Raw genomic sequence first — 16,696 nt, forward strand, 5'->3', positions numbered from 1 at the left:
TTAAATCGTCTGCCCACAAGGCCAGTCGCAAACTCAGGCAACCGATTCTGGAAGCCTTTCCGCCCTGGAGCAAGCCATGCAAGACCTCGATCCCGTCGAAACCCAGGAATGGCTGGACGCCCTGGAATCGGTTCTCGACAAAGAAGGCGAAGACCGTGCTCACTATCTGATGACCCGTATGGGCGAACTCGCGACCCGCAGCGGCTCGCAACTGCCTTACGCCATCACCACGCCTTACCGCAACACGATTCCCGTTACCCACGAAGCACGCATGCCTGGCGACCTGTTCATGGAACGCCGCATTCGCTCGCTGGTACGCTGGAACGCGATGGCCATGGTAATGCGTACGAACCTGAAAGATTCTGACCTGGGCGGTCACATCTCCAGCTTCGCCTCCAGCGCGACCCTGTACGACATCGGCTTCAACTACTTCTTCCAGGCCCCGACCGACGAACACGGCGGCGACCTGATCTACTTCCAGGGCCACACCTCGCCAGGCGTCTACGCCCGTGCGTTCATGGAAGGCCGCATCACCGAAGACCAGATGAACAACTTCCGCCAGGAAGTCGACGGTCAGGGCCTGTCGTCCTATCCGCACCCTTGGCTGATGCCTGACTTCTGGCAGTTCCCGACTGTATCGATGGGTCTGGGCCCGATCCAGGCGATCTACCAGGCTCGCTTCATGAAGTACCTGGAACACCGCGGCTTCATCCAGCCGGGCAAACAGAAAGTCTGGTGCTTCCTGGGCGACGGCGAGTGCGACGAGCCGGAATCCCTGGGCGCGATCTCCCTGGCCGGCCGCGAGAAGCTGGACAACCTGATCTTCGTCATCAACTGCAACCTGCAGCGCCTCGACGGCCCGGTTCGCGGCAACGGCAAGATCATCCAGGAACTCGAAGGCGTGTTCCGCGGTGCTCAGTGGAACGTGACCAAAGTCATCTGGGGCCGTTTCTGGGACCCACTGCTGGCCAAGGACGTCGACGGCATCCTGCAACGTCGCATGGACGAAGTCATCGACGGCGAGTACCAGAACTACAAAGCCAAAGACGGCGCGTTCGTTCGCGAACACTTCTTCAACACGCCTGAACTCAAGGCGATGGTTGCAGACCTGTCCGACGACGAGATCTGGAAACTCAACCGTGGCGGCCACGACCCGTACAAGGTCTACGCGGCGTACCACGAAGCGGTCAACCACAAAGAACAACCGACCGTCATCCTGGCCAAGACCATCAAGGGTTACGGCACCGGTGCGGGCGAAGCGAAAAACACCGCGCACAACACCAAGAAAGTCGACGTCGACAGCCTGAAGCTGTTCCGCGACCGCTTCGACATCCCGGTGAAAGACGAAGAGCTGGAAAACCTGCCGTTCTTCAAGCCGGAGCCAAACAGCGCCGAAGCCCGTTACCTGGCCGAGCGTCGCACTGCACTGGGCGGTTTCGTCCCTCAGCGTCGCGCACAGAGCTTCAGCGTACCGACCCCGGATCTGGATACCCTCAAGGCAATCCTCGACGGTTCCGGCGACCGTGAAATTTCCACCACCATGGCGTTCGTGCGGATCCTCGCGCAACTGGTCAAGGACAAGGAAATCGGCCCGCGCATCGTTCCGATCATCCCGGACGAAGCCCGTACCTTCGGTATGGAAGGCATGTTCCGTCAGCTGGGCATCTACTCGTCCGTCGGCCAGCTCTACGAGCCAGTCGATAAAGACCAGGTGATGTTCTACAAGGAAGACCAGAAAGGTCAGATCCTTGAAGAAGGCATCAACGAAGCGGGCGCCATGAGCTCCTTCATCGCGGCCGGCACTTCGTACTCCAGCCACAACCAGCCAATGCTGCCGTTCTACATCTTCTACTCGATGTTCGGCTTCCAGCGTATCGGCGATCTGGCCTGGGCTGCCGGCGACAGCCGCACCCGTGGCTTCCTGATCGGCGGCACCGCCGGCCGTACCACCCTGAACGGTGAAGGCCTGCAGCACGAAGACGGTCACAGCCACCTGCTGGCTGCCACCATCCCGAACTGCCGCACCTACGATCCGACCTACGGCTACGAGCTGGCGGTGATCATTCAGGACGGCATGAAGAAGATGACCGAAGAGCAACAGGACATCTTCTATTACATCACCGTGATGAACGAGTCCTACCAGCAGCCAGCCATGCCGGCCGGTGCCGAAGAAGGCATCAAGAAAGGCATGTACCTGCTGGAAGAAGACACCCGCGAAGCGGCGCACCACGTACAGCTGATGGGCTCCGGCACCATCCTGCGTGAAGTCCGTGAAGCGGCGAAGATCCTGCGTGAAGAGTTCAACGTCGGTGCCGACGTGTGGAGCGTCACCAGCTTCAACGAACTGCGTCGCGACGGCCTGGCCGTAGAGCGCAGCAACCGTCTGAAACCAGGCCAGAAGCCTAAGCGCAGCTACGTCGAAGAGTGCCTGAGCGGCCGTAAGGGTCCGGTCATCGCCTCTACCGACTACATGAAACTGTTCGCCGAGCAGATCCGTCAGTGGGTACCGTCCAAGGAATTCAAAGTCCTGGGCACCGACGGTTTCGGCCGCAGCGACAGCCGCAAGAAACTGCGTCATTTCTTCGAAGTCGACCGTCATTTCGTGGTGTTGGCAGCCCTGGAAGCACTGGCTGACCGTGGTGATATCGAACCTAAAGTCGTGGCCGAGGCCATCACCAAGTTCGGTATCGACCCGGAAAAACGCAACCCACTGGACTGCTGAGGAGAAACTCTGTGAGCGAACTCATTCGCGTACCTGACATCGGCAGCGGTGAAGGTGAAGTAATCGAACTGTTTGTGAAGGTCGGCGACCGTATCGAAGCCGACCAGAGCATCCTGACTCTGGAATCGGACAAGGCCAGCATGGAAGTGCCGGCCCCGAAGGCCGGCGTCATCAAGAGCCTGAAAGTGAAGCTGGGCGATCGCCTGAAAGAAGGCGACGAACTGTTGGAACTGGAAGTCGAGGGCGCCGCTGCTGCGGCCCCTGCTCCGGCTGCTGCTCCTGCCGCCAAGGCTGAAGCTGCACCGGCTGCCGCTCCTGCGGCTGCCGCGCCAGCCGCTGCGCCTGCTGCCGCTTCGGTTCAGCAAGTGCACGTGCCGGACATCGGTTCGTCGGGCAAGGCCCAGATCATCGAGATCCAGGTCAAGGTCGGCGACAAGGTCGAGGCTGATCAGTCGCTGATCACCCTGGAATCCGACAAGGCGAGCATGGAAATCCCGTCGCCTGCCGCTGGCGTGGTCAAGGCCATCAGCGTCAAGTTGAACGACGAAGTCGGCACTGGCGACCTGATCCTGGATCTGGAAGTGGCGGGTGCTGCGGCCCCTGCTGCGGCCGCTCCGGCCCAGGCTGCTGCTCCAGCCGCTGCCGCTGCGCCGGCTCCGGCCGCTGCACCTGTCGCACCGGTTGCCGACAGCGTTCAGGACATCCACGTTCCGGACATCGGTTCGGCCGGCAAGGCCAAGATCATCGAAGTGTTGGTCAAGGCTGGCGACAGCGTTGAAGCCGACCAGTCGCTGATCACTCTGGAATCCGACAAGGCGAGCATGGAAATCCCGTCGCCTGCCGCTGGCGTGGTGGAAAGCATTTCCATCAAGCTGGACGACGAAGTCGGCACCGGCGACCTGATCCTCAAGCTGAAAGTCAAAGGCGCCGCTCCGGCTGCTGCCCCGGCACCTGCCGCTCCGAGCGCTCCTGCGCCAGCCGCTGCTGCTCCGGCTGCCGCTGCACCTGCTGCCGTTCCAGTTGCTGCTCCAGCCAAGCCTGGTGCGAAAGTTCACGCCGGCCCTGCCGTGCGTCAACTGGCTCGCGAGTTCGGCGTCGAACTGAGCGCTGTTGGCGCCAGCGGTCCGCACGGTCGCATCCTGAAAGAAGACGTGCAGACTTACGTCAAAGCCATGATGCAGAAGGCCAAGGAAGCTCCGGCCGCTGCTGCTGGCGCAACCGGTGGCGCGGGCATCCCGCCGATTCCGGTCGTCGACTTCAGCCGTTTCGGCGAAATCGAAGAAGTGCCGATGACTCGCCTGATGCAGATCGGCGCGTCGAGCCTGCACCGCAGCTGGCTGAACATCCCGCACGTGACTCAGTTCGATTCGGCTGATATCACCGAGCTGGAAGCGTTCCGTATCGCTCAGAAAGCCGTTGCAGAGAAGGCTGGCGTCAAGCTGACCATTCTGCCGCTGCTGCTCAAGTCCTGCGCACACATGCTCAAGGAACTGCCGGACTTCAACAGTTCGCTGGCTCCAAGCGGCAAGGCGATCATCCGCAAGAAGTACGTGAACATCGGCTTCGCCGTCGACACCCCGGATGGCCTGCTGGTACCGGTCATCAAGAACGTCGACCAGAAGAGCCTGCTGCAACTGGCAGCCGAAGCCGCTGCGCTGGCCGCCAAGGCCCGCGACAAGAAGCTCACCGCTGACGACATGCAGGGCGCCTGCTTCACCATTTCCAGCCTCGGCCACATTGGCGGCACCGGCTTCACGCCGATCGTCAACGCGCCGGAAGTGGCGATCCTCGGTGTTTCCAAGGCAACCATCCAGCCAGTCTGGGACGGCAAAGCCTTCCAGCCGAAACTGATGCTGCCACTGTCGCTGTCCTACGATCACCGTGTGATCAATGGCGCCGCTGCCGCACGCTTCACCCAGCGTCTGAGCAGCCTGCTGGCGGACATCCGCACCATCCTGCTGTAAACCGCTTGGCCCTCCGGCAACGGAGGGCCGACCGGGTTCCACGTTTTCGAGCGCCACACGCTCGTACCTCAACCCCGTCAGTTTGGCGGGGCTTTTTTTTGCCTTAAATAACTGCCGCCCGCACTTTTCCCACAATTTGCGCTGATATAAGCCACGACTCAAGTCCACTTCCTATCGATATTTTTCAGCAACAGACAACTAACCTTTGCGCATTAAAGTTACGCCTATAAAGCTGGATAACTTTATTCATTACCAATACTTATTCGAATGGATTCGAACATGCTGAAACCTAATGTCGGCCCGATCGTTGGCCACACAACAACTAATCAGGCGCGGATCTTCATTCGCGGCGGACTGCAACATGACACGGCCGTATTTGCCGGTATTCGCTATCGAATATTGGATTCGAAACAATGGCAACCGGGCCAGTTTGTCAAACTGGATTCAACCCGCGACATGACTGAAGTGCTGGTACTCGATCATTTGCAAGCCGACACCGACTACGAATACCAGACCGGCTGGTTCAGCCCGATGAGCCCCGTCCACACCATCCACAGCGTGGCGGAGTTGCCACTGCAATGGCCACGGGAGACGTATCACCTGCGCACCCGCAGCCATCGGCCTTTGCAGCCTCGCGCCTACATCCTCGGTTCCTGCCGCTATCTGCGCCTGACCGCCGGCATCCCGTCGCTCCCGCATCTGGGCGACCGGATCTTCGCGTCCATCAGCCAGTTGATCGAGGGGGCACAACCGGCGATCAGTGCAATCATGATGTGTGGCGATCAGATCTACGCGGACGATCTGAACCTGTTCGCACCGGATCGCGACTACGACGAGTTCATTGCAAAGTATCGTGTGGCGTTTTCCCTGCCCAATATCCGACGACTGATGTCCGGCACTTCGACTTACATGATCCTTGATGATCACGAAATAGAAGACAACTGGCCAATGAATGCCAGCAAGTCCGATAAAACCCTGTATCGCAATGCAATAGCGGCTTACGATATTTATCAAGCAAGTCATAGCCCGATCTGCGCGACAACAACTAACGGCACAATTGATCGCACGACACTGAAGCACTACTGGTATCAATTCAGCGACGGCGATATCGAATGGTTTGTGACGGACAGTCGAACTCGCCGCAACTTGTCGAGCGAGAACCGCCGCATCCTCGATGAAGAACAGGAACAGGCCTTGTGCAAGTGGTTGGTCGAGAGCCCGGCGCGGGTCAAATTCGTGGTCACCAGCGTCATGTTCTACCCCGACCGCAAAATGAACAGCGATGATGCCTGGGCGGGCTTCCCCGAACAGCGACTGCGCCTGCTGGAAACCATCCGCCGGCATCGGCTCAAAAACGTCGTGTTCATTTCCGGCGATGTGCATGGTTCGCTGACCAGTCGCCTGACCCACAGCGAAGACCAGGACTTTGAAGTACACACCGTCGTGTCCTCGCCGCTGAGCAACAGCAAACTGCTGCCCTATGCCAGGGCATCGACGTTCATTCTCGATCAGCCGCTGGCTCGCACAGACGCGGGAGAATACCGGCACACGCTGACCAGCCAGGTCGTCAGCCAGGACAATTTTGCCCACATGGTGGTCGAGGCCGAACACATCCGGGTCAACTACCACGACCGGGATGGCAAACACTTGCAATCAATCGACATTCCACTGCGCTGAATGGAAAAATGCCGCCGCTCCGGATGCCAGAAGGCTCTGGAACGGCGCTCTCAGCGCGCCGCTGCATTACTTTCCAGCGCCCGCTGGAGAAATGTTCAGCGCAGCCGACATATTCTTATAGCACTTGGCCTTCATGTCTCTTGTCAGTCGGTGCCGCAATGATGCAACCTTGCCGCAGGCAACAGTAAAGAGGGCGAGAGCCCGGCGCGTTCAGCAAATTTCCAAGCGAGTTCCCTTCATGAAGAGCCAACCCGATGCCGCCAGCCGTATGGCGGCCGAGGTAGTGACGCAGTTGCCTGTGCCCTCGCGGCTCGGCATGCTGCGTTTCGAGCGCCTGAATGAAGCCAGCTGGGCGATGCTGTTTCTCGATCCCAACTGCGAACGCCAGTTCGGCCAGCCTGCCGTCGAACTCTGCGCTTTGGTCGGTTCACCCTACGCCAGCCTGATGGAGCCCGAAGCGCGCTATCAGTTGCACGATGCGATCCAGCAACAACTGCGCGACAGCCCGCATTATCTGGTGCGCTATACCCTGCACACCGCCGCCGGGGCGCTGAGTATTCTCGAACTCGGTGAAGCCTACAAACAGCACAACCGCCACTTGCTGCGCGGTTACCTGCTGGCGGTCGATGACGTGTTCGACGAAGCGCCAGCATTGCCGTCCGTCGACCTGGAAACCCAGAACTCGCGCCTGCAAATCGCCCTTGAGCTCAATCAGCGTGCCCAGCAGGAACAACTGCAGCATCTGGAGCGGGTGCGCGCCCAGCAGGACCTGATCCTGTTGCTGGCCCGCCAGCGCTACAGCAGCCAGAACTCCCTGCAAGAAGCCGCCGAGCTGATTACCCGCTGCGCCTGCGATATCTATGAAATCGACTGCGCCAGCCTGTGGAACCTCGAAGGCCAGAAGCTGGTACCGATTTCCGCCTACCACCGCGCCACCCAGGAATACATCCTGCCGGAGGTGATCGACGTCAGCGGCTTCCCCGATTACATGGACGCCCTGCACGGCAGTCGCGCCATCGACGCGCACAACGCGATGCGCGACCCACGTACCCGGGAAATGGCCGAAGCCCTTCGCCCGCGTGACGTCAACGCCATGCTCGACGCCAGCATCCGCGTCGACGGCCAGGTGGTCGGCGTACTGTGCCTGGAGCAGACCGGCGTGACACGCGCCTGGCAGTCCGACGAAATCGCCTTTGCCGGCGAGCTGGCCGATCAGTTCGCCCAAGTCATCAACAACCACAACCGCCGCACCGCCACCAGTGCCTTGCACCTGTTCCAGCGCGCGGTCGAGCAAAGCGCCAATGCCTTCTTGCTGGTCAACTGCGACGGCGTGGTCGAGTACGTCAACCCGAGCTTCACTGCGATCACCCAGTACACCACCGAGGAAGTCCACGGCCAGCGCCTCTCGGAGCTGCCGGCCCTGGAAAACCTCAGCGAGCTGTTGTTCGACGCACCCTCGGCGCTGGCCAAGAGCAACAGCTGGCAGGGCGAATTCAAAAGCCGCCGCAAGAACCTCGAACCCTACTGGGGCCAGTTGTCGATTTCCAAGGTCTACGGCGACAACCGTGAGCTGACGCACTACATCGGCATCTACGAAGACATCACCCAGACCAAACTGGCGCAGCAGCGCATCGAGCGTCTGGCCTACACCGACAACCTGACCAACCTCGGCAACCGGCCTGCATTTATCCGCAATCTGGATGAGCGCTTCGCCCGAGACAGCGATACCCCGATCAGCCTGCTGCTGGTGGACATCGACAACTTCAAGCGGATCAACGACAGCCTCGGCCACCAGACCGGCGACAAACTGTTGATCAGCCTGGCCCGGCGTCTGCGCAACAGCCTGAGCCCGAGCGGTAGTCTGGCGCGGTTCGCCAGTAACGAATTCGCGGTGTTGCTCGACAACACCGACCTTGAGGCCGGCCAACAGATCGCCAGCCAGTTGCTGCTGACCCTCGACAAGCCGATGTTCGTCGACAACCAGTTGATCAGCGTCACCGGTTCCGTGGGCCTGGCCTGCGCGCCGCTGCACGGCCGCGACCCGCAGACCCTGATGCGCAACGCCGGCCTCGCCCTGCACAAGGCCAAGGCCAACGGCAAACATCAGGTGCAGGTGTTCACCGAAGCGCTGAACGCCGAGGCCAGCTACAAACTGTTCGTCGAGAACAACCTGCGCCGCGCCCTGACCCAGAACGAACTGGACGTGTTCTACCAGCCGAAGCTGTGCCTGCGCAGCGGCCGGTTGCTGGGCATGGAAGCGCTGCTGCGCTGGAACCACCCGGAACGCGGCATGATCCGCCCGGACCAGTTCATCAGCGTGGCCGAGGAAACCGGCCTGATCATTCCGATCGGCAAGTGGATCGCCCGCCAGGCCTGCCGCATGAGCAAGGCGCTGACCGCTGCGGGCATGGGCAACCTGCAAGTGGCGATCAACCTGTCGCCCAAGCAGTTCTCCGACCCGGATCTGGTGGCCTCCATCGCCAACATCCTCAAGGAAGAAGCGCTGCCGGCCAATCTGCTGGAGCTGGAACTGACCGAAGGCCTGCTGCTGGAAGCCACCGAAGACACCCACTTGCAGCTCGACCAGCTCAAGCGCCTGGGCCTGACCCTGGCCATGGACGACTTCGGCACCGGCTACTCGTCGCTCAGCTACCTGAAGAAATTCCCGATCGACATCATCAAGATCGATCGCAGCTTCATCCACGAAATCCCGGACAACCAGGACGACATGGAAATCACCTCCGCCGTGATCGCCATGGCCCACAACCTGAAACTCAAGGTCGTGGCCGAAGGCATCGAGACCGCCGAGCAGCTGGCGTTCCTGCGCCGGCACCGCTGCGACGTCGGCCAGGGCTACCTGTTCGACCGGCCGATTCCGGGCGCCGAGCTGATCCAGGCGCTCAAGCGCTACCCGCGCGGCCCTCTCCCGCTGTAAACCACAACCGCAGTACCCGCACATTTTGACTAGTGATTAACTGGGCATCATTGGGCACACTGGTGGTCTGTGTAATTGACATCCCATCCTGACTGAGAGGAACGATCATGGTTCTGCGCTCGGAAATTCTGGTGAACAAAAACGTGCTACCGACTAAAGAACAAGCTCTGCCTGGCCGCGAAACCGCGATGACCCTGCCTGAAAACCATTTTGTCTTCAAAGACACGCCACTGCTTGGCCCGTTCTTTCAGGACGTCGATTTCGCGATTTTCGGACTGGGCTGCTTCTGGGGTGCGGAACGCCGCTTCTGGCAGCGTGAAGGCGTGGTCAGCACCGTGGTCGGTTACGCCGGCGGTTTCACGCCGAACCCGACCTACGAAGAAGTCTGCTCGGGCCTGACCGGTCATTCGGAAGTGGTGTTGGTCGTTTTCGACAAAGACAAAGTCAGCTACGAAGAGCTGCTGGCAATGTTCTGGGAATTGCACAACCCGACGCAGGGCATGCGTCAGGGCAATGACATCGGCACCCAGTACCGTTCGGTAATCTATGCGACCCATCCGGAGCAACTGGATGCGGCGTTGAAGAGCAAAGCCGTTTATCAGGCTGAGCTGTCGAAGGCAGGTCTGGGTGAAATCAGCACCGAGATTGAACAGGCGCCGACCGTTTACTTTGCCGAGACCTATCACCAGCAGTATCTGGCGAAAAATCCGGAAGGCTACTGCGGGATTGGCGGCACTGGCGTCTGCATGCCACCGAGCCTGGCGGGTAACTGACCGCGTCGTCTGATCGCCTGATCACCCGATCATTCCCACGCTCCGCGTGGGAATGCAGCCCGGGACGCTCCGCGTCCCAACAGCGGACGCAGAGCGTCCATTGAGGCATTCCCACGCAGAGCGTGGGAACGATCACCGCCTCGACGTGGGAACGATCATTGACGGTTGATCAGCTCTCGGCGATCAACCAATCCATCTGCCACCCACCCTGGGTCTGGCCCAGTTTCTTGGACAGCCACGGCAGCAGCTCACGCAATTCTTCCTCCAGCCCCCACGGCGGATTGGCGATCGCCAGGCCAGAGCCGTTCAGACTGTTCGGCGTATCCAGCGGATGCACCAGCAGTTCGACCCGCAGCAACTTCGGCGCACCGGTGCCGGCCAGATCCTGATAGAAACGACGCAGTGCGCGCTGATCCTTCACCGGATACCAGATCGCCGCCACGGTTTGGCGCATCCGGCCAATGGCCTCTTTCATCGAGGCTGCACAGCGCTGCATTTCATCGAGCTGTTCGAACGGCGGATCAATCAGCATCACCGCGCGTTTCTCCTGCACCGGCAACATCGCGCGGGCGACATGCCAGCCCTCGCCCAGATGCACTTTCACCCGACGATCGCCGGCCATGTTGTCCTTGAGCAGGACGCCGTCTTCGGGGTGCTTCTCATTGAGCATCACCCGATCCTGCGGCCGGGTCAGACGCCGCGCCAGCTCCGGCGACCCCGGGTAATAGCGCAACTGGCCGTCCGGGTTCATCTCGTGCAGCACTTTCATGTAGTCGGCAGTCAGCGCCGGCAGATCCGGCTGATCCCACAAGCGTGCGATGCCTTCCAGGTACTCGCCGGTACGGTTGGCCTGATCGCCCTGCAAGTCATACAGACCGATGCCGGCGTGGCTGTCGAGATAGGCAAACGGCTGCTCCTTGCGCGACATCAGGGCGATGAGGCGGGTCAAGGTCAGGTGTTTGAACACATCGGCGTGATTGCCGGCATGGAAGGCGTGACGATAATTCATGGCTGCTCCTGCGAGGGCCGTGAAGTTTACCTTTTACCGGGCGGCAAGTCAGGGGTTGGGGGCTGAGTGGGCGTTTGTTCCCACGCAGAGCGTGGGAACGATCGAGTCAGGACGGTATGGCGCGTAGTCGCTTGCCAATCACATCCAGCACATCACAGCCGTCACGCAACGGAATCACGCAGAGCTGGGCGAAGTCGCTGAGGATGACGGAGTCGCACTCGACCGAGCCGCGCATGCACATGTTTTCCAGGACCTGGATGACCGCGCGGATGCGGTAGTTGGCGGCGTCCATCAGGATGTCGAGCGGGGCGTGGGTGTCGATGAACAGGGTGGGCATGTCGTTGCAGTTGCTGGTCAGCGCCATGAGGCGGTTGTTGGGGTGAGGAATGAAAGGTTCGTAAGGTGGATCGGGTTTCAATGTTGGCACTGGACTAACTCCTAACGTATTGGATGGAGCCGCCAACTCTCACTTCCACGCATTAGGTGGCGGCTGTACGCAGGTGTGGAAGACCGGGACGTTAGGCACCCGGCGCACTCGAAAGCGCCCCGCGCACAGCCACCAAAAACTCAAACGACAAAGACGTCTGACTGGTGCAGCTTGACGCGCCTAACGATAAAAGGGCTTCCACGCCCTGTCACCGATTTTGCGGTGACAGCCAAAAGACTATCCCCGCACCACCATGCCCACCAGTTCACGCAAACCGCCACAACTCGCGGGAAACGTCCGAAGCCATTGCCCGGAAATTTCACTCTGACTCGTCCCATAAGTAGTCCAGCAACGCCGAATCCGAAGATTCGTCCGACGCCGAAACCGCAAAAAACCTGACAACCTTGCAGCGCAGGACATCGGCGGGGAATGCCTCGAACAATGCCGGATGTTCCTCGCTCAACCACTGCAAGGCATTGTTGATCCGGGCATCACCACCGAATTGCGTCAGCAGTTTTTCCGGCACCGACCACCAAGGAAATTCCCGCCCCGAGGCCTGTCCCCTGCCCCCGATCTCGACGGCCTGACCGTTGACCAACCCTCGCGAGAAGACCGGTAGAAGTTGCCCGGCCTCCACCTCGGGCGACTCAAGGATCGGCAACAAATACCGCCCATCCCAAAACCGAAAGAACACCGCTTTCCCGTCCGGCATCAGTACCTGAGTCAAACTGCGAAAATGCTCGACCACCGCCTCAAGCCCCGCCGAGGACACTACCAGCCAGCCCCAGTCCCGAGACTCCGTGGTCGCCACCCAATCCAGAAACTCACTGCCTGCGTCGACGATTCCCACGTAGGGCATCACCGCATCCCACTCGGCATAGATCGTTCCCGCCCAGACCGGCTTCGGCATCTGCGCATTCGACGGCCAGGTTTTCAGCGGGTCCACCGCACTCGCACGACTGAAAATCGCAAACAACTGCTCCGTCGCTTTCAGCGGCTCATCCTTCAACCATTGATCAGGCTGCACAGACACCGTCCTTGCAGCGCTCGCATTCTTCGCAGAACGGCGCGTCTCCCTTAAGGCTCATGATTTGCGCGGCCGTCAGAATCGCAGCCGGTGCCGCCACCAGTTTTTCCGGCAACCCCGGCACTGCTGGTGCTGCACTCATCGCCGCCATCGGCGCACCACCCACCATAATCGGCACACTGCTGAAGATCCCGCCGGGACCGATGTTGATCCACTGCCCACCCGCCTGAATCGTTGCGCTCGCACCGCCGTCAATCACCACTTGCTGGCCGGCGCTGACGTGAAATTGCGCATTGGCGCTGAACGTCTGGTTGTTCACGCGGATATTACGGTCGCCGGTCACCGTGAGGTGATCATCCTGCTTTACCTCGGTCTGACGCTGACCGTGGGTGATGTGCTGCTCATCGGCCTTCAGCTCATGCTTGGCGAGGCCCGTGACAACGACGCTGCGCTGGTTGTCGACCTGCACCTGCTGATCATTCAACACATGCTGCGTCCAGTTTCGCTGGGCGCGCAGGTAGATTTCCTCGGCGCCTTTGCGATCCTCGATGCGCAATTCGTTGTAACCGCCGCCACCGGGACTGCTCTGGCTGCGGAAAATACTGCGGGTCTTGTCGGCCGGCAGGTCCAGCGGCACCGGCGTCGCCGCGTTCGGCAGGCAACCCATGACCAGCGGCTTGTCGGCATCGGAATCGATGAACCCCACCAGCACTTCCATGCCGACCCGCGGAATCAGCACGCTGCCATAACGGTCGTGGGCCCAACCGCTGGCGACCCGCAGCCAGCAACTGGAATGTTCGTTGAGTTCGCCGTCGCGATCCCAGGCCAGTTGCACCTTGACCCGGCCGTACTCGTCGCAATGGATTTCACTGTCTTTGGGGCCGGTGACCACGGCCGGTTGATAGCCAAGCATTCGTGGTTTGTCTGGCCCAAGAGCTGGACGGAAAAACACATCCCACGGCGTTGCAAGAAAGGCATTACGGTAACCTTGAGCATCCTCCCCATCACTGGTCACCAATTCCTCCAGCACTTGCGGCTGTCGGCCATAGTGCTCGATGGCTGTCAGCAACCAGAGGTCATTCCAATCCTGGCGTGGGTGTTCGGCCAGTTGCAGGAAGTGTCCGCAGGCCAGTGCGGATGCATCGCTGCGCCCCTCGACCTGCCGATAATCGGCGACATGTCGCTCAAGTGCGCGCTGAACCAGTTGCCTGCCGCTCTCGCGATCACTGAACTGGCCGGGAAAGTGATAGTCCTCCAGCACCGGGCGCTGTTCACTGTCGATGCCGCTTTGCATGTGCAGCAGCGGTTTCTCGAAGTTGTAGTCGCGCCGAGTGACAACACTGGTCCGCGTTTCCAGGCGAACGTTGAAGCGCTGGATCGCCGACGCCGTCCCGATCATGCCGCTGCCGGGCAGATACAAGACGGGCTCGGCCAGTCGTGGAAACACGGTCTGGTCATCGCCGAATACCAGAAAATGTCCGCTGGAACTGTGTTGAAAGTGGAAATGAATGCCCACCTCAGCACAAAGGCGCTGGATAAACGCCAAATCACTCTCGGCGTACTGCACGCAATATTCGCGCGCGGGGTAGTCACTCCCCAGTCGGAACTCGAAGGCGTCGCGCAGGATTGCATGATCCTTGAGGATCTGCGCGACAATCTGCGGAACCGTCTGATGCTGGAAAATCCGTTGATTGATCCGATGACCGAGATACATCAGACGCGGAACAAGGCTCAAGTGGTAGCGGGTCAGACGTTTTCCGGAATCCCACTGACCAATCTGATAAATCTGCCCGTGAACACCGTTACCTTGGGCATCAAAACTCAGAAACGCCTGACAATGCAGCAGGCTTTCCAGATCCAGATCCGGCCGCTCACTGACCAACTCCACCTCGAATCGATAGGGTTGGCTGATGGCTTCCTTGCCCGTGAACTCAAGGACTTTGAGATCAAACTGGGCGCCTTCGACGGTCAACGTGAAACGCGGTTGATTGGCAGGCGCGAACATCCGATGTCTCTCTGCAGATTGAGGGCGGGCGATTCTGCATGAGGGGCAAGGGGTGCAGGTTGGGTGACTGAAAAATCAGATTTCCCCTACTTGAAACTTCGATTTCCCCTTCAAAAATAGGCGCATTCGACTACAGACTTTTCCTTCAGAAAAATCACAGGCAATAAAAAACGGCCCGCTTCCTATAGGAAACGGGCCGTTCTTTTGTGAGCCTCAGCTCATTCCCATCACTTGTTCAGATGGAAATCCTTCTCGGCCGCTTCAAAGCGCTGAACCATGCCGGTGCTCGGCTGGCCCAGCAGGCTGACGAAGTAGATCGCCAGGCTGGCGAAGATGAAGCCCGGGATGATTTCGTACAGGCCCAGCACTTCGAAATGCTTCCACACGATCACGGTGATCGCGCCGACCAGGATGCCGGCCAGTGCGCCGTCGCGGGTCATTTTCTTCCAGATTACCGAGATCAGTACGACTGGACCGAACGCTGCGCCGAAACCGGCCCAGGCGTAGGACACCAGGCCCAGCACGCGGTTTTCCGGGTTGGCGGCCATCGCGATAGCGATCAGTGCAACCAGCAACACCATGGCGCGGCCGACCCATACCAGCTCGACTTGCGAGGCGGACTTACGCAAGAAGGTTTTGTAGAAGTCTTCGGTCAGGGCGCTGGAGCACACCAGCAACTGGCAGCTCAGGGTGCTCATCACCGCCGCCAGAATGGCCGACAGCAGGACACCGGCAATCCACGGGTTGAAGAGGATTTTCGCCAGTTCGATGAACACACGCTCGTGGTTCTCGCTCACGGGCATTGCCACGTCCGGGTTGGCCGAGAAGTAAGCGATACCGAAGAAGCCCACAGCCACGGTGCCGCCCAGGCACAGGATCATCCAGGTCATGGAGATGCGGCGGGCGTTGGCGATGGATTTCACCGAGTCAGCGGCCATGAAGCGCGCCAGGATGTGCGGCTGACCGAAGTAACCCAGGCCCCAGCCCATCAGCGAGATGATGCCGATGAAAGTGGTGCCTTTGAGCATGTCGAAGTTGCCAGGATCGTTGGCTTCGATGGCCAGGAACGTGGTGTCGACGCCACCGGTGGCCAGCAGCACGATGATCGGCGTCAGGATCAGCGCGAAGATCATCAGGGTGGCTTGCACGGTGTCGGTCCAGCTGACCGCGAGGAAACCGCCGACGAAGGTGTAGGCAATCGTCGCCGCAGCACCGGCCCACAGCGCGGTCTCGTAGGACATGCCGAAGGTGCTTTCGAACAGACGGGCACCGGCCACGATGCCGGAAGCGCAGTAGATGGTGAAGAACACCAGAATCACCACCGCCGAAATGATCCGCAGCAGGCCGCTTTTGTCTTCGAAACGGCTGGCAAAGTAGTCCGGCAGGGTCAGCGCATCACCGTTGTGTTCGGTTTGAACACGCAGACGACCGGCGACGAACAGCCAGTTCAGGTAGGCACCGACGATCAGGCCGATGGCGATCCAGCTTTCGGACAGGCCGGACATGTAGATGGCGCCCGGCAGGCCCATCAGCAACCAGCCGCTCATGTCGGAAGCGCCGGCGGACAATGCGGTCACCACGCTGCCCAGGCTGCGGCCGCCCAGAATGTAGTCGGATAGGTTGTTGGTGGAGCGATAGGCCATGAAGCCGATCAGCACCATTGCTGCGATGTAGATCACGAACGTGATCAGGGTTGGATTGCTTGCGCTCATTACGTACGTGCCCTGGCTTTGTTTTTATGTAGCGGCGGCGGTTGCACCGTTTGCAGACTGACGTCTGACAGACGATTCGCACGGCCGCGCATTTATGACCAATGTTTCCCCAGGAAAGCCATTGGCCGGTACACCGGGTTCCCCGGTTGCACCTTGGGCGCGAATCCTATGCAACAAAGCAAAACAGGTGCAACCAGTTTCTTGAGAATTAGTTGCACCTACGTCGTTTTTTCGACTGTAAACCGCCTATTTTGCACTGTTCCGGCGCAGTGACAGCCCTCCATCTGCCTTGAAAGCACCTATCTAGAGCGGTCATCGCGAAGCTGAAATTTATTCCTGACAAGTTGCCGAATATTCCGACAAAAAAAGGGTTGCACCCGGTTGCACCTCTGCAAGCTCACGGCTAATCTTGCCGCCAGCTGTTGTCGCGCAACTGCGGCACCTA

The 16,696-nt window shown here is 60.0% G+C and carries 10 protein-coding genes; 5 read left to right on the forward strand and 5 right to left on the reverse strand.

The window, feature by feature from the left end; all coding sequences use genetic code 11:
• Positions 1-76: 76 nt before the first annotated feature.
• The 5 genes from aceE (at position 77) to msrA (ending at position 10,071) form a co-directional block, all read left to right on the forward strand.
• A complete protein-coding gene (aceE, locus tag AC3WRD_RS00990; protein ID WP_096819872.1) occupies positions 77-2,722 on the forward strand; it encodes a pyruvate dehydrogenase (acetyl-transferring), homodimeric type in 2,646 nt (881 codons plus the stop codon).
• Between the two features lie 11 nt (positions 2,723-2,733).
• The gene (gene aceF / locus AC3WRD_RS00995; RefSeq protein WP_102620167.1) at positions 2,734-4,686 is read left to right on the forward strand and encodes a dihydrolipoyllysine-residue acetyltransferase; all 1,953 of its coding nucleotides are present in this window, start codon (positions 2,734-2,736) and stop codon (positions 4,684-4,686) included.
• A gap of 279 nt (positions 4,687-4,965) precedes the next feature.
• The gene (locus AC3WRD_RS01000; protein ID WP_102620168.1) at positions 4,966-6,363 is read left to right on the forward strand and encodes an alkaline phosphatase D family protein; all 1,398 of its coding nucleotides are present in this window, start codon (positions 4,966-4,968) and stop codon (positions 6,361-6,363) included.
• A 238-nt stretch (positions 6,364-6,601) separates the two neighbouring features.
• Complete coding sequence (locus tag AC3WRD_RS01005) at positions 6,602-9,298, forward strand: putative bifunctional diguanylate cyclase/phosphodiesterase (protein ID WP_102620169.1); 2,697 nt, start codon at positions 6,602-6,604, stop codon at positions 9,296-9,298.
• A gap of 107 nt (positions 9,299-9,405) precedes the next feature.
• Positions 9,406-10,071 (forward strand): peptide-methionine (S)-S-oxide reductase MsrA, encoded by a 666-nt coding sequence (gene msrA / locus AC3WRD_RS01010; protein ID WP_102620170.1) that lies wholly within the window; start codon positions 9,406-9,408, stop codon positions 10,069-10,071.
• Between the two features lie 169 nt (positions 10,072-10,240).
• Here msrA and AC3WRD_RS01015 read toward each other — a convergent pair whose 3' ends face one another.
• From AC3WRD_RS01015 to putP, 5 genes are all read right to left on the reverse strand, one after another.
• Positions 10,241-11,080: a 23S rRNA (adenine(2030)-N(6))-methyltransferase RlmJ gene (locus AC3WRD_RS01015; protein ID WP_007952304.1), complete on the reverse strand. Its 840-nt coding sequence runs from the start codon at positions 11,078-11,080 to the stop codon at positions 10,241-10,243.
• Positions 11,081-11,186: 106 nt separating this feature from the next.
• Complete coding sequence (locus tag AC3WRD_RS01020) at positions 11,187-11,507, reverse strand: hypothetical protein (protein ID WP_102620171.1); 321 nt, start codon at positions 11,505-11,507, stop codon at positions 11,187-11,189.
• A gap of 319 nt (positions 11,508-11,826) precedes the next feature.
• Positions 11,827-12,534: a DUF4123 domain-containing protein gene (locus AC3WRD_RS01025; RefSeq protein ID WP_102620172.1), complete on the reverse strand. Its 708-nt coding sequence runs from the start codon at positions 12,532-12,534 to the stop codon at positions 11,827-11,829.
• Positions 12,524-14,539, reverse strand: a complete 2,016-nt coding sequence (locus tag AC3WRD_RS01030; RefSeq protein WP_102620173.1) for a type VI secretion system Vgr family protein — start codon at positions 14,537-14,539, stop codon at positions 12,524-12,526. The genes AC3WRD_RS01025 and AC3WRD_RS01030 overlap by 11 nt, the downstream gene beginning before the upstream one ends.
• A gap of 227 nt (positions 14,540-14,766) precedes the next feature.
• The gene (putP, locus tag AC3WRD_RS01035; RefSeq protein ID WP_102620174.1) at positions 14,767-16,251 is read right to left on the reverse strand and encodes a sodium/proline symporter PutP; all 1,485 of its coding nucleotides are present in this window, start codon (positions 16,249-16,251) and stop codon (positions 14,767-14,769) included.
• Positions 16,252-16,696: the final 445 nt, after the last annotated feature.

The organism is Pseudomonas sp. FW215-R2, assembly GCF_058789255.1.

What these genes read in the sequence shown, in the direction of transcription:
- aceE (WP_096819872.1), top strand. Translation starts at nt 77, where the DNA reads ATGCAAGACCTCGATCCCGTCGAAACCCAGGAATGGCTGGACGCCCTG.
- AC3WRD_RS01000 (WP_102620168.1), top strand. Translation starts at nt 4,966, where the DNA reads ATGCTGAAACCTAATGTCGGCCCGATCGTTGGCCACACAACAACTAAT.
- AC3WRD_RS01005 (WP_102620169.1), top strand. Translation starts at nt 6,602, where the DNA reads ATGAAGAGCCAACCCGATGCCGCCAGCCGTATGGCGGCCGAGGTAGTG.
- msrA (WP_102620170.1), top strand. Translation starts at nt 9,406, where the DNA reads ATGGTTCTGCGCTCGGAAATTCTGGTGAACAAAAACGTGCTACCGACT.
- AC3WRD_RS01015 (WP_007952304.1), bottom strand. Translation starts at nt 11,080, where the DNA reads ATGAATTATCGTCACGCCTTCCATGCCGGCAATCACGCCGATGTGTTC.
- AC3WRD_RS01030 (WP_102620173.1), bottom strand. Translation starts at nt 14,539, where the DNA reads ATGTTCGCGCCTGCCAATCAACCGCGTTTCACGTTGACCGTCGAAGGC.
- putP (WP_102620174.1), bottom strand. Translation starts at nt 16,251, where the DNA reads ATGAGCGCAAGCAATCCAACCCTGATCACGTTCGTGATCTACATCGCA.